This is a genomic window from Streptomyces sp. NPDC039462 (assembly GCF_055639375.1).
The window spans coordinates 301,751-314,397 of the sequence record NZ_JBVKAO010000007.1 but is presented as its reverse complement, the minus strand read 5'-3'; the positions used below and the strand labels follow the sequence as shown (position 1 = coordinate 314,397).

Genomic DNA, 12,647 nt, shown 5'->3' with positions numbered 1-12,647 from the left:
TCGCTCACTGCCCCCGCGCCGGGGTCTCGTAATGCACAAGAGGCGTGTTGGGCTGGTCCGGTGTGGCGTCGAGGAGTGCGACGATGCCGAGCGCCGCGCCCACGGCGAGGAGCGCCCCGGCGGCGACGGTGAGTGAAGCGGCGAGCAGTCGGTGCATTGCGAGGGTCAGCCTCTCTGTCGGAGGTCGTCCCCACCCCGGGGCGCGCAGGCACTCGGCCGGCCGGAAAGCTCCGGCCACGAAGTCCTGGTCGCACAGCCCGCGCCGGCCCCGTCCGGCAAGTGCTCAGTCTCTGCAATGCATTGACACTTCGTCAAGGGTGGGCCTACGTTCCCGGCCCATACGGCTCAGTAACACTTCTCCCGCCTCAGCCCAGGAGTGACCTCATGCGCCGCACCGCCTCACCTCTGTCGCTGATCCTTCTCGGGCTCGGCGCGTTTCTTCTGGTCCTCGCGCCGATGCTGGCCTGGTACGTGGAGCCCCGAGCGAAACGCACGCCCGTGGACATCGACACCATCACGGTCTTCAAGGGCAAAGGAAGCTATTTCGACACCAAGAAGATCAAGACCGTCCACGACAAGAACCTCACGATCACCCGCCAGGTCCGCGGCGACGTCGCAGACAGCGAGGACAGCGGGCGGGCCGTCTGGGACGTGGTGACGTCCGTCGACCCGGACAAGTCGCTGCCCGCCGCCAGCCCGCACGACTCGCTCCAGTGGACCCAGGAGCGCTGGGTCACGGACCGGAAGACGAACAAGCCCGTGCACTGCTGCGACGAGGAGCCGTACTTCGAGGGGGAGGCCTATCTGAAGTTCCCCTTCGACGTCGAGAAGCGGTCCTACCGCTGGTGGGACAACACCTTGGGCGCGACCGTGCCGCTCACGTACAAGGGCACGAAGAAGATCCAGGGGTACGAGGGGTACCGCTTCACGGCGACCGTGAAGGCCACCAAGACGGGCACGCGTCAGGTGCCGGGGCGGATGGTCGGCCAGCCGAGGAAGAGCCAGGTCATCGCGGACGAGTACTACGCCAACCACGGCATCGAGCTCGTCGCGGACCAGCGCACCGGCCGGATCATCTACGCCGCCATCGGGCCCCGCAAGACGCTGCGGGCGCCCGGCTCGGACAAGGACGCGACGGTGCTGCTCGACAGCGAGCGGATCGCGTTCACGCCGGCCACGCAGAAGGCTCAGGTGAAGCTCGCCGACGACGACAGCAGTCGTCTGAAACTGGTCGGCGAGACGCTTCCGCTCGGTGCGGGCGCGCTGGGCGGGGTACTCGCGGTGGCGGGTGTCGTGCTCGTCGCGCGTGGGCGGCGCGACGACGGGGCGAACGGCCCCGGACGGCACGGCGGTTCGGCGGAGTCCGGGAGTCCGAATCCGGACGCGTCACCGACCGCCCTGCAACCCACCACGATGTGATGAGACGTCAGCCCTTGAAAGCGCAAAAATTGTCACTTCGGTGAGTAGCCGCGCGGTACGGGGCGGCGAAAACTATCCACCCCCACCCACGCACAGCCCCGCACCACCCCGGCACCACCCCCGCAGCACTCCCCCATGACCCAGCAGGACCGTTCCGCCGACCGGACCCCCCACAGTTCCGCACCCTGAGACGAGTTGGAGCACGCATGCCCCAGCACGTACCGTCCTCGCTGCGCGCGGCCGCCCCACGCCGCGCGGAGCGCCTTCCGGCGCCTCCCCCACAGCCGCGCCGGATCGTCTTCCTCGCCCACCGCGACCTCGGCAATCCGGCCGCGGGGGGCTCCGAGCTCCTCGTCGACCGGCTCGCCGACGGGCTCAGCGGCCTCGGCCACCAGGTGACCCTGTTGTGCGGCGGGCCCGCCGCGTACCGCGACTACCGCGTGGTGTCCGCGGGCAGCGACCTGGGCCACTTCGTCCGGGCGCGCTCCGCGTTCGCCCGGCAGGTCGGCGACTGCGACCTGCTCGTCGAGGTCTGCAACGGCATGCCGTACCTGGCGCCGCTGTGGCACCGCGGGCCCACCCTGTGCCTGGTCAACCACGTCCACACCGATCTGTGGGGGATGCGCTTCCAGGGCGCCCTCGCCCCCGCGGCGCGGCTCGGCCGCAAGCTGGAGCACTGGGCGCTGTCCGGTGCGCAGCGCGGCAATCTCCTCGTGGCCGTGTCGCCGTCGACGGCGACGGCGCTGCGGGCGATCGGCGTCGAGCGCGAGCGCATCCGCATCGTGCACAACGGCGTCGAGGAACCCGGGCCGCTGCACCCCCGCTCCGACGAGCCGTTGTTCCTCGCGATGGGGCGGCTCGTCGAGTACAAGCGCATCGATCTGCTGCTGCGGCTCTGGGAGCGGGTCAGACCCGTCACGGGTGGCCGCCTCGTGATCGTGGGCGACGGCCCCGAGCGCGGCCGGCTCGAACAACTCGCGGGCCCCGGCGTCGAGTTCAAGGGCCATGTCTCCGAGGCGGAGAAGCACCGGCTGCTCTGTGAGGCGTGGATGCTGCTGCACCCGTCGGCCGTGGAGGGCTGGGGGCTCGTCATCACCGAGGCGGCGACCCGCTTCACGCCCTCGATCGGCTTCGACGTGCCGGGGGTGCGCGACTCCGTCGAGGACGGCGTGACCGGGCTCCTCGCGCGCGGCGAGAGCTCCTTCGCCGCCGCCTGGTGCACCCTCGCCCTCAGCGCCGAGCGCCGCAGGTCCCTCGGCAAGGCCGCAGGTGAGCGGGCCGCGCAGTTCCGCTGGGGCAACACGGTGCGGCAGTTCCAGTCGGTGGCGGCCGAGGCGGTCGCCGCCCACCACGCGGCCGGAATATCCCAGGGGTCTGCGTGAAGGACCCCTCGCTGCGCCGTTCCGCCACCCTCTTCCGGGCCTTCCTGCGCGAGCAGCAGGAACCCGAGCGGTGCTACACCCTCCTCGCCCGGGACGCCGCCGACCAGGTCGAGGCGTACGTACCGGTGAAGGACCGCGTCGTCGTCGACATCGGCGGCGGGGGCGGTTACTTCACCGAGGAGTTCCGGCGGCGCGGCGCGCAGTGCTTCCTCTTCGAGCCGGATCCGGCCGAGTTGGGGGCCAAGCCGCCGGAGGGTTCGGTGGTGGCCGACGGGTATCTGCTGCCGCTGGCGGACGGCGTCGCCGACGTCACGTTCTCCTCGAACGTCCTGGAGCACGTCGACGACCCGCAGACGTTCCTGAGCGAGATGGTCCGGGTCACCAGGCCCGGCGGTCTGATCTACGTCTCGTTCACCAACTGGCTCTCCCCGTGGGGCGGGCACGAGTGGGCGCCCTGGCACTACCTGGGCGCCGACCGGGCCCGCGCCCGCTATGAACGGCGTACCGGCAAGGCCGCGAAGCACACGCTCGGCGAGAACCTCTTCGCCCACCACGTCGGCACGACCCTGCGCGAGGTGCGGGGCCGCGACGACGTGGCCGTCGTATCGGCGCGTTCGCGCTACTGGCCGTTCCTGGCCGGGGCGATCACCAAGGTGCCGGGTGTGCGCGAGATCGCGACCTGGAATCTCCTTCTCATTCTCAGGCGGTGTCCATGACCACGGTCCAGGCCCCACCCCCGGCGGCCGTAAGACCCACGACCGATGCCCCTGAACCCTCGCGGGGGCCGCGCTCGCGGCGCTGGCTCCTCGGGTTCTGGGCCGTGGTGTTCGTGCTGTTCCTCGCGGTGAAACCCGGGCGGATGACGTTCGACACCAAGCTCGGTGTCGCCGTCGACCCCTGGCAGTTCCTCTCCGACCTCGGCCAGCTCTGGCACGACCGGGGCGGCTTCGGCGGCATCCAGGACCAGTACGTCGGCTACGTCTTCCCGATGCTGCCGTTCTACGGCCTGGCCGACCTGGTGCAGCTGCCGGTGTGGCTGGCCGAGCGGCTGTGGCTGTCGCTGATCGTGACGGCGGCGTTCTGGGGCGCGCTGCGGCTCGCCGAGCGCCTCGGCATCGGCAGCCGTCCCAGCCGGCTGCTGGGCGCGGCGGTGTACGCGCTGTGGCCGACGTTCACCGTGGTGGTGGGATCGACGTCGGCGGCCGCGCTGCCCGGCGCGGTGCTGCCGTGGGTGCTGCTCCCGCTGGCCGACGAGCGGATCAGCGCGCGCCTCGCCGCGTGCCGCTCGGCGCTGATCATCCCGTTCATGGGCGGTGTGAACGCGGCGGCGACGCTCGCCTCACTGCTGCCGGTGGGCCTCTATCTCCTCTCCCGGCCGAACGGCCCCCGTAAGAGAAAACTGATCACCTGGTGGGTGCCGGGCGTCATCCTCGCCACGGCCTGGTGGGTCATACCGCTGCTGATGCTCGGCATCTACGGCGAGAACTTCCTTCCGTACGTGGAGAATTCGGCCACCACGACGGGCACCATGTCGGCGACCGAGACGCTGCGCGGCGCCGGGAACTGGGTCGCGTACCTGCACTTCGGCGAGGCGTGGCTGCCCGCGGGCTGGACGGTGGCGACGGCCGTCGTGACGATCGTCTGCTCGGCGCTCGCCGCGGCGCTCGGCCTCGCGGGCCTGGCGCGGCGCGATCTGCCGGAGCGGCGCTGGCTGGTCCTGACGGTCCTCTCCGTCGCCCTGGTCACGCTCGCCGGGTACGGCGGCGCGTTCGGGGCGCCCTTCCACGACACCGTCCAGTCGTGGCTGAACGGCGGCCTCGTGCCGTTCCGCAACATCTACAAGTTCCAGACGGGCCTGGCGCTCGCGCTGGTCTTCGGGCTGATGCACCTGGTGGGCGTGGCCTCCCAGGCGCGGGGCGCGCGGCCCGTGCGGGGGCGGCGTTTCGCGCCGCTGATCGCCGCGGCCCTGGTGCTGCCCGGCCTCGCCTGGCCGTACGTCAACGGTTCGATCCTGCAGCCCGGTTCGTTCCAGAAGCTGCCGACGTACTGGCAGGCGACGGCCGACTGGCTGGAGAAGTACTCCCCCGACTCCCGTGCCCTCGTCGTCCCCGCGACCGCGCACGGCATCTACACCTGGGGCTCCCCCATCGACCAGCCCCTGGACGTGCTCGCCGACTCGCGGTGGGCGCAGCGCGACTACGTGCCGTTCGGCACGCCGGGCAACCGCCGCGCGATGGACGCGGTCGAGCAGGCGCTGATGACCGGCGGCGAAGTGCCGGGCCTGCGGGACTACTTGACGCGTGCCGGTCTCTATTACGTCGTCGTACGCAACGACCTCGACCCCGACCAGGTCGGCCACGTCCCGTCCGCGACGGTGAAGCGGACCCTGGAGGAGTCGGGCTTCAGCCGGGTCACGGGCCTCGGTCCGACGACGACCGGCGGGAAGATCGAGGACGACACCCCGATCCAGGTCGAGGGGCTCTATCCGCGCCAGCGCGCGGTCGAGATCTACGCCCCCGGCAAGGGCGCCGAGCGCCCCGGCCAGGCGGGTCTGAAGCCGGTGTCCAACACAGCGGTCGTCAGCGGCGGCCCGGAGTCCCTGCTCCCGCTCTCCGCCGACCCGTCGATGCGGGACCGCCCGGCCGTCCTGACCGGTGACAACCACCCGGGCATCGGGGCGCCCGGCCTGCAGGCGGTCGGTGACGGCCTGCGCCGCGCCGACACCCGCTTCGGCCTCGTCAACTCCAACACCTCCTACACGTACGGCCGCGACGAGCGGAACGCGGTCGACGCCGTGCAGGACCCCGGCAAGAAGCCGCACCAGATCCTGCCGACCAAGGGCATCGAGCACCAGACGACGGCGGAGCTGCGCGGCGCCAGGTCGGTCTCCGCGTCCAGCTACGGCAACTGGCTCTTCCACCTGCCGCAGTACGACCCGGTGAACGCGTTCGACGGGAACCCGGGCACGGCCTGGGCCGAGGGCGGCTCGGGTTCCGCGGACGGCGAGTGGATCAAGGCGGAGTTCAACTCGAAGGTCGCGGTCCCGTCCTCCTTCCGCGTCACGCCGCTGCCGCAGGACGGCGTGCGGTCGGCGCCCACGCGGGTGCGCGTGGAGACGGAGCGGGGCAGCGTCACCAGCGACCTCCGGCCGGACGGCACGGCCCAGCGGATCAAGGCCCGCGCGGGCACCACCGACTGGATCAAGATCACGATCGTGGACACCGAGGAGGCGCGCCCCGGCCTGGCCGGCGCGGGCTTCGCGGAGATCAGCGTCCCCGACGTGCGCGTCACCAAGCTCCTCCAGCTCCCCACGGACGCGGAGAAGTCCACCGACGCCAAGGCGACGACGTACTCCATGCACCGCTCGTCGGACCCGAGCGCCCTGTCCCCGGTGAACGCCGAGGCCGGCCTGCACCGCCGCTTCACGACGACGGGCGAGGGCGCGTACGAGTTCAAGGCGAGCGCGGTCGCCGTGCCGGGCGCCGCACTGGACGAGCTGCTGTACAAGGTGGCGCCGGAGCAGGAGCGGCAGATCATCGCGACGGCGGACTCGACGGCGCGGCTCGGCAACGGTCTGTCGCCGCGCAACCTCACCGACGGCGACCTGACGACGGGCTGGATCGCGGGCTCCGCGAACCGGCCCGTGATCCACCTCAAGTGGCCGGGCAAGCAGGCGGTGGGCGAGATCGTGCTGCCCGCCGCGGGCGGTCTCTCCACCCGCCCGGTGAAGATCGAGATCAGCTCGCCGGACGGCGCGGCGACCGCGGGCGTGGACGAGCACGGCAACGCCCGCTTCACCCCGATCACCACCGACGAGATGGACATCACCATCACGGAGACCGCGCCGCTCACGGTCCACAACCCGATGGCGGACGACGACCTCCAGCTGCCCGTGGGCCTCACCGAGGTGTACATCCCGGCGCTCGACGAGTACCGCACCAAGCAGCCCGACCCGGCGGACCGCTTCTCGCTGCCCTGCGGCCAGGGCCCGACGATGTCGATCGACGGCGAGCTGTACGAGACGAGCGCCAAGGGCAGGGTCCGGGACCTCACCGAACGGCGCCCGGTCGACATCACGCTCTGCCAGGAGGGCGAGAAGTCCCCGGCCGTCCGGCTCGGCGCGGGCGCGCACAGCCTGGAGACGGGGGACGCGGGCCCGCTGGCCGTCATGGACGCGTCGCTGACCCACGGCACGCCGGGCGAGGTCGACACGGCCTCCCGCGACCTGAAGATCAAGGACTGGCTCGGTGACCGCCGCGAGGTGACGGTCGGCTCGGGAGCGGCCTCGTACCTCACCACGTACGAGAACGTGAACGACGGCTGGAAGGCGACCCTCAACGGCAAGGAGCTCACCTCGGTGCGGCTCGACGGCTGGCAGCAGGGCTGGCTGGTGCCGAACGGCGAGGGCGGCACGGTCAAGCTGACCTACGAGCCGTCGCAGATCTACGAGATCGGGCTGATCCTGGCCGGCGTCGGCGTCCTCGCCCTGGCGGCCCTGGTCCTGGTCCTCTCGCGGCGCCGCGACACCGACACGGACGCCCCGGCCGGCCCGCCGCCCGCCCCCGGCGTCATCCTCGGCACGGTGGCTCTCACGCTGGTGGCCGCGGTGATCGCGGGCCCGTTCGCCCTGCTGGTCCCGGCGCTCGCGCTCCTGGCCTGGTGGCGTCACGCGCTCCTGGTGCCGGTCGCGTTCCTGGCGATGGCGGGCGCGGGCATCGCGGCGGCGGCGGGAGCCGGCGAGACGGTCTCGGCGGACGAGGGAGCGTTCGGCCCGGCCGCCCAACTCCTCGCCCTCATCGCGCTGTTCGCCGCGCTGGTGACGGTACGGGAGACACGGCACCGCACCACGGATACGTTGGAGTACGGCCCGGTCCCGCCCTACCCGCCCGCGCCGGGCCCCGCCCCCGCGACGCCCCCGCTGCCCCGCCGCACACGAGGCGGCCCGGACACCGCACCGGAAGCGCCCCGGCACGACGCGGGGCCGACCGTCTCGGCCCGCGGCCCCGCGGCGGCCCAGCCCGAGCCCGCGCCGCCGGGCCGCAGGACGATGCGCCTCGCACGCCGCGGGCGGAAGTCCACGACAGGAGAAGGCACCCAGCGATGACCGCACTGGAACATCCGGCACGGCGTGCGGACGGCCCCGGGCGGCCGCCCGCGCGCGTGCCGTTCCCCGTCGTCGACGAGGTCTCCCGGCACTGCCTCCAGGAGGAGGAGCCGGAGACCGTGCACATCGAGGTGCACCTGCCGGGCACCCCGGACCAGGACCGCCTCAAGGCCGCGTTCGCCGAGGCCCTGCGCCGCCACCCCCGCATCCTGATGCGGGAGGCGCGGGGCCCCTGGTACCGCCGCCGCTACGAGTGGGAGCTGACGGCGGACCCGGACGTGGAGGTCGTGACGTTCCCGCCCGCCGAACCGGACGCCCTCAAACGCGCCCGCGAGCGCGCCCTGGCCGAGGCGCCCCCGCTGACGTCCTCACCGCCGATCCGCTTGGAGGTGGTGAAGCAACCGCCCCCCGCAGAGGGCGCACCGGCGACCGAGGACCGGGGTTCCGTCCTCTTCCTCACCATCAACCACACCGCCCTGGACGGCCCGGCCTGCCTGCGCGTCCTCGCGACGGCCGCGGAGCTCTACGGCGGCCGCGACAACTCCCCGGCGGCCCCGCCGTCCCGTGCGCCCGCCGGACCACAGGCGGCACAGGAACAGCTGCCGGCCGACGCCCCGTCGGCCCTGTCGCCCCCGGCCCGGGTCGCGAAGGGCTCGCCCGAGCCCTCCCCCGGCAACGGCATGCTCGTCGCGGAGCTGCCGGTGCCGCGCCGCCCCAAGGGCTCGCCCTTCACCGTGAACGACCAGCTCATGGTCGCCACCGCGCTGATGATCGCCCACTGGAACCGCGAACACGGCGCCCGGCCCCGCCCCTTCCGCATCACGATGCCCGTCGACGACCGCCCCCGCGACGCCACCATGCCGATCGGCAACGGCACCCGCCTCGTCGAAGTGCCCTTCGGCGCCGCCGAGCTGGCCCCGCGCGAGTGGACCCCGGAGGCCACCCGCGACCTGCTGCGCCGCACCTCCGAACGCACCAGCGCCCTCAAGGCCCTGCCCCGCCCCCAGCTGGGCCGCGGCGCAGCCCTCCTGACCGCACCCGTCCTGCCCGTCACCCTCAGGGCCGCCGCCACCCGCGGCCTGCGCAGGGCCGCCGCGCCCTGGACGTCGACGACGCTGCTCAGCAACATCGGCCGCGTCCCGTACGCCCTGGACTTCGGCGACGCGGGCCGCGCGCACGCCGTGTGGTTCTCCGCGCCGGCCCGGCTGCCCCGCGGCCTCACCGTGACGACGGCCTCGACGGCGGGCCGCCTGCACCTCGCCCTGCGCTGGTCCAAGACGCTCCTCAGCCACGGCGACGGCGCCCACCTGCGCGACCTCTTCGAGCACTACCTCCACGCGACGGAGCACACCGAGCCCGGCGGCCCCGCCGCGGAGAAGAAGGAGGGGCCCAAGTGACCACCGCGACCACCAAACGCCCCCCGGAGCTCCGGGACTTCTACGAGAACCCGGCCGTCCCCGTCGCGTCCGGCGACGCGCGCAGCCTCCGCCAGGCCCGCATCCTCGCCGCCGCGCTCGGCCCCGCCACCGCCCGCACCGCCACGGTCCTCGACATCGGCTGCGGGGACGGCACGGCCGCGGCGACCGCGGCACCGGTCCTCGCGGGCCACCGCGTGATCGGCGTGGACTGGTCGCAGGACGCCCTGAAGCGCGCGCACGCCCGGCTCCCGTACGTCGTGCGCGGTGAACTCTCCGACGGCGGGCTGCCGTTCGCCGACGGCGCCGCCGACGCCGTGCTGTTCAGCGAGGTCGTCGAGCACCTCGTCGACCCGGACAGCGCCCTCGACGAGCTGAGAAGGATCCTGCGACCAGGCGGGCACCTCATGCTCTCCACCCCCAACCTCGCCGCCTGGTACAACCGCGGCCTGCTCCTCGCCGGAGTGCAGCCCGTCTTCTCCGAGGTCAGCCTGCGCGCCATCCACGGCCGCCCGGGCAAGGAGGTCGTGGGACACCTGCGGCTTTACACGGCCCGCGCCCTGCGCGAATTCGTCGCCGCCGCCGGCTTCGAGGTCGTACGCCTGTCCGGCGCCCCCTTCCACGGCGTGCCGCGCCCGCTGCGCGCCCTGGACCGCCTCGCCTGCGCCGTGCCCAGCGCCGCCTCGATCCTCCTGCTGCACGCCCGAAGGGCCTGACCATGTGGTGGGGCGTGGCCGCGGCACTGATCGCGAACCTGCTCTACAGCACCGGCTTCGTCCTGGAGAAGCGGGCGCTGACGGCCATGCCGTCGGTCAGCGTCCGCAAACCCGCCCAGCTGCTGCGGCAGGTGCTCGGCAGCTGGCTGTGGATCGGCGGCTCGCTGTCCCTCGCGGCGGGCTTCGCCGCCCAGCTTGCCGTCTACCGCACCCTGCCGATCGCCGCCGCGCAGGGCATCTTCGTGTCCGGCCTCGTCCTGCTCCTGCTGCTCTCGTCCGTGCTGCTCGGCGAGCGGACCTCGGGCCGCGAGCGGTACGCGGTCGCCGGGATCCTGCTGGCGCTGCTCATGGTGGTCCTCTCCCTCAGCGAGGACAGCGACACGGTCGGCCGCGGCGCGCCCGTGGCGCTCATCCTCACGGTCTGCCTGCCGTCGCTCGCGGCGGGCGTCTGGCTGTACGGCTCCGCGGAGCGCCGCGCGAGGCACCGGCACCGCATGCCGACGGCGGGCGTCGAGTACGGCGTCGCCGTGGGCCTGCTGTACGGCGTGAGCTCGCTGGCCATCAAGGGCGTGTCCAGCTATCTGACGACGGAGGACATCGGCGGCGCGCTCGGCGGCCTGCTGCGCTCGCCCTACCCCTACCTGCTGCTGTTCACCGGCGCGTTCGGCCTGATCATGTCGCAGGCGGCCCTGCAGCGCTGCCGGGCGTCGCTGATCGTCCCGGTGTGCACGACGGTGACGTCGCTGTTCACCGCGGTGCTCGGCACCCTCGCCTTCGGTGAGGCGCTGCCGCACGAACCGGTGCGCCTGACGCTGCGGATCGCGGGCACCGTCCTCGCCGTGTCGGTGCTCATCGCCATGCCGAAGCACGACGGCACCTCTCCCCGACCCTCCCCCGCTCCCAAGGAGTTGACCAGCGGATGAACCCCGACGACCCGCTGCTGAAGATCCTCGCCTGCCCCCTCGACAAGGGCCCGCTGCACCTGCTGTCCGCCGAGGAACCCCTCGTACCGGAGGAGTCGCTGTACAACCCGCGGCTGCGCCGCCGCTACCCCGTCATCGACGGCATACCGCAGCTGCTGCCCTCCTCCGGCGAGCAGGTCCCGGAAGACACGCACGAACAGCTGCTCAAACGAATGTCCCCATGACGAGAGGGTGCCCATGACCTTCGCCGCCCGCGTGGCGCCCTATGTCCCCGACCGTCTGATCGCCGCCCTGGCCCGGCTTGTCTACCCCCGCTTCGAGCCGGAGCTCGGACGGCTCGGCGACCTCTGCCCGCCGGGCTGCGGCACCGCCGTGGACGTCGGCGGCTGGTACGGCCCGTGGTCGCGGCGGCTCGCCTCGCGCGCGCACCGCGTGGTGACCGTGGAGCCGGTGCCGCACCTGGCGCGGCTGCTCTCCGCCAGCACGCCCGGCAACGTCCGGGTGATCCAGGCCGCGGCGACGGACCGCCCGGGCACGGCCCGGCTCTGGCTGCCGCGCGGCGACCGCGGCGAACGGGGTGTGTCGTCCCTCGTCCGCCGCGACATCCACGACGTCGCCGTGGACGTGCCGTGCGTGACCCTGGACGGGCTCGGCCTGCGGGACGTGCACTTCGTCAAGATCGACGTGGACGGCAACGAGCTGCCGGTGCTGCGCGGCGCGCACGAGCTGATCACCCGCGACCGGCCGGCGATCTTCATAGAGCTGGAGTCCCGCATCCAGCCGATCGCCCCGATCGTGGAGCTCCTGACCCGCGGCCACGGCTACCGGGGCTGGGTGCTGCCGCACGACACGTGGCTGCCGCTGGCCTCCTTCGACCTGGAGGCGCACCAGTCCGGCACGTCGTACGTCGTGTCGCAGGGCCTGCTGCGCCGGGTCCTCACGCCGAGACACCCGCGGTACGTCAACTCGGTCCTGTTCCTCCCCGACGGTCACCGCCCGGGAGCGCTCGAGGTGCGCGACGATGGGGTGCATGCCCGCTAGCTCTTCGTTCGACGCCCTGGACTTCCAGCTGGTCCTGCTGCGCCGGATGGCCGACCACAACGCCGACCTGGTGGAGGACGCCCGGCACGAACTGGGCGTCTCCGTCGCCGACATGCGGGAGGCCAACCGCCGCTGGCAGGCGATGACCCGCTCCGCGCGCTCGCGCGGCGCCGCGTCCCGGTACCGCTCGGTCCTCGGCGCCCCGGAGTCGTCCGTCCGCCGCCGGATCGGCGACCTGGAGTGCGAGGCGCTGCTCTGGCCGGTGCCGCTCTGGCCCGACCTGCGCTTCGAGGTGCTCCTCGCGCCGAACGGCGCGGTGTGGAACGAGTGGCTGGTGCGCGCGCCCGGGGCGCCGGCGCCCGAGCTGCGGACGCTCGACGATCTGACGCCCTGGTCGTGCACGGTCGACGAGGCGGCGCGCGCCTTCGCTCCGGCGCGTCCCATGGAGGGGTCGGCGCCGACCCGGTGGGGCCTCGCGTTCGAAGCGCCGGACGCGGACGGGCAACTGCGGTCGTGCGTCGCGGAGTTCACCTGGGGGCTGCTCCAACGTTCGTTCGGTACCCGCGGGCAACCGTGACTTGCCGCGCGGTGACGCGTTCCCCACGTGTCCGTCGCGAACAAGGAGCGGTACCGACGTGGAAGTCACC

The 12,647-nt window shown here is 73.0% G+C and carries 11 protein-coding genes; 10 read left to right on the top strand and 1 reads right to left on the bottom strand.

Features of this window, described 5'->3' with window-relative positions; translation table 11 throughout:
* Nucleotides 1-4: 4 nt before the first annotated feature.
* Entirely contained in the window at nt 5-157 is a 153-nt protein-coding gene (locus ACZ7LU_RS32270) for a hypothetical protein (RefSeq protein WP_361714866.1), read from the bottom strand.
* Nucleotides 158-384: 227 nt separating this feature from the next.
* Here ACZ7LU_RS32270 and pgfA point away from each other — a divergent pair, with 227 nt between their 5' ends.
* From pgfA to ACZ7LU_RS32220, 10 genes are all read left to right on the top strand, one after another.
* Nucleotides 385-1,419, top strand: coding sequence for a cell envelope lipid trafficking protein PgfA (gene pgfA, locus ACZ7LU_RS32265; RefSeq protein ID WP_471918739.1), 1,035 nt, complete (start codon nt 385-387; stop codon nt 1,417-1,419).
* A gap of 206 nt (nt 1,420-1,625) precedes the next feature.
* The gene (locus tag ACZ7LU_RS32260; RefSeq protein WP_468716026.1) at nt 1,626-2,801 is read left to right on the top strand and encodes a glycosyltransferase family 4 protein; all 1,176 of its coding nucleotides are present in this window, start codon (nt 1,626-1,628) and stop codon (nt 2,799-2,801) included.
* The gene (locus ACZ7LU_RS32255; protein WP_398297401.1) at nt 2,798-3,517 is read left to right on the top strand and encodes a class I SAM-dependent methyltransferase; all 720 of its coding nucleotides are present in this window, start codon (nt 2,798-2,800) and stop codon (nt 3,515-3,517) included. The genes ACZ7LU_RS32260 and ACZ7LU_RS32255 overlap by 4 nt, the downstream gene beginning before the upstream one ends.
* Complete coding sequence (locus ACZ7LU_RS32250) at nt 3,514-7,905, top strand: DUF3367 domain-containing protein (protein WP_471918738.1); 4,392 nt, start codon at nt 3,514-3,516, stop codon at nt 7,903-7,905. The genes ACZ7LU_RS32255 and ACZ7LU_RS32250 overlap by 4 nt, the downstream gene beginning before the upstream one ends.
* On the top strand, nt 7,902-9,302 hold the full coding sequence (locus ACZ7LU_RS32245) for a condensation protein (protein WP_468083221.1): 1,401 nt from the start codon (nt 7,902-7,904) through the stop codon (nt 9,300-9,302). The genes ACZ7LU_RS32250 and ACZ7LU_RS32245 overlap by 4 nt, the downstream gene beginning before the upstream one ends.
* Entirely contained in the window at nt 9,299-10,036 is a 738-nt protein-coding gene (locus tag ACZ7LU_RS32240) for a class I SAM-dependent methyltransferase (RefSeq protein ID WP_398297407.1), read from the top strand. Before ACZ7LU_RS32245 ends, ACZ7LU_RS32240 begins: the two co-directional genes overlap by 4 nt.
* A 14-nt stretch (nt 10,037-10,050) precedes the next feature.
* Complete coding sequence (locus ACZ7LU_RS32235; RefSeq protein WP_468303798.1) at nt 10,051-10,959, top strand: DMT family protein; 909 nt, start codon at nt 10,051-10,053, stop codon at nt 10,957-10,959.
* Entirely contained in the window at nt 10,956-11,183 is a 228-nt protein-coding gene (locus ACZ7LU_RS32230; protein ID WP_398297411.1) for a Trm112 family protein, read from the top strand. The genes ACZ7LU_RS32235 and ACZ7LU_RS32230 overlap by 4 nt, the downstream gene beginning before the upstream one ends.
* A 13-nt stretch (nt 11,184-11,196) precedes the next feature.
* Nucleotides 11,197-12,000, top strand: coding sequence for an FkbM family methyltransferase (locus tag ACZ7LU_RS32225; RefSeq protein WP_398297413.1), 804 nt, complete (start codon nt 11,197-11,199; stop codon nt 11,998-12,000).
* Nucleotides 11,981-12,577 carry a hypothetical protein gene (locus tag ACZ7LU_RS32220; RefSeq protein WP_398297415.1) on the top strand — a complete coding sequence of 199 codons (597 nt, stop codon included), beginning with the start codon at nt 11,981-11,983 and terminating at the stop codon, nt 12,575-12,577. The genes ACZ7LU_RS32225 and ACZ7LU_RS32220 overlap by 20 nt, the downstream gene beginning before the upstream one ends.
* Nucleotides 12,578-12,647: the final 70 nt, after the last annotated feature.

Bases quoted from the DNA above. Each gene is read 5' to 3' on its own strand.
- ACZ7LU_RS32270 (WP_361714866.1), bottom strand. From the start codon at position 157: ATGCACCGACTGCTCGCCGCTTCACTCACCGTCGCCGCCGGGGCGCTC.
- pgfA (WP_471918739.1), top strand. From the start codon at position 385: ATGCGCCGCACCGCCTCACCTCTGTCGCTGATCCTTCTCGGGCTCGGC.
- ACZ7LU_RS32260 (WP_468716026.1), top strand. From the start codon at position 1,626: ATGCCCCAGCACGTACCGTCCTCGCTGCGCGCGGCCGCCCCACGCCGC.
- ACZ7LU_RS32250 (WP_471918738.1), top strand. From the start codon at position 3,514: ATGACCACGGTCCAGGCCCCACCCCCGGCGGCCGTAAGACCCACGACC.
- ACZ7LU_RS32245 (WP_468083221.1), top strand. From the start codon at position 7,902: ATGACCGCACTGGAACATCCGGCACGGCGTGCGGACGGCCCCGGGCGG.
- ACZ7LU_RS32230 (WP_398297411.1), top strand. From the start codon at position 10,956: ATGAACCCCGACGACCCGCTGCTGAAGATCCTCGCCTGCCCCCTCGAC.
- ACZ7LU_RS32225 (WP_398297413.1), top strand. From the start codon at position 11,197: ATGACCTTCGCCGCCCGCGTGGCGCCCTATGTCCCCGACCGTCTGATC.
- ACZ7LU_RS32220 (WP_398297415.1), top strand. From the start codon at position 11,981: ATGGGGTGCATGCCCGCTAGCTCTTCGTTCGACGCCCTGGACTTCCAG.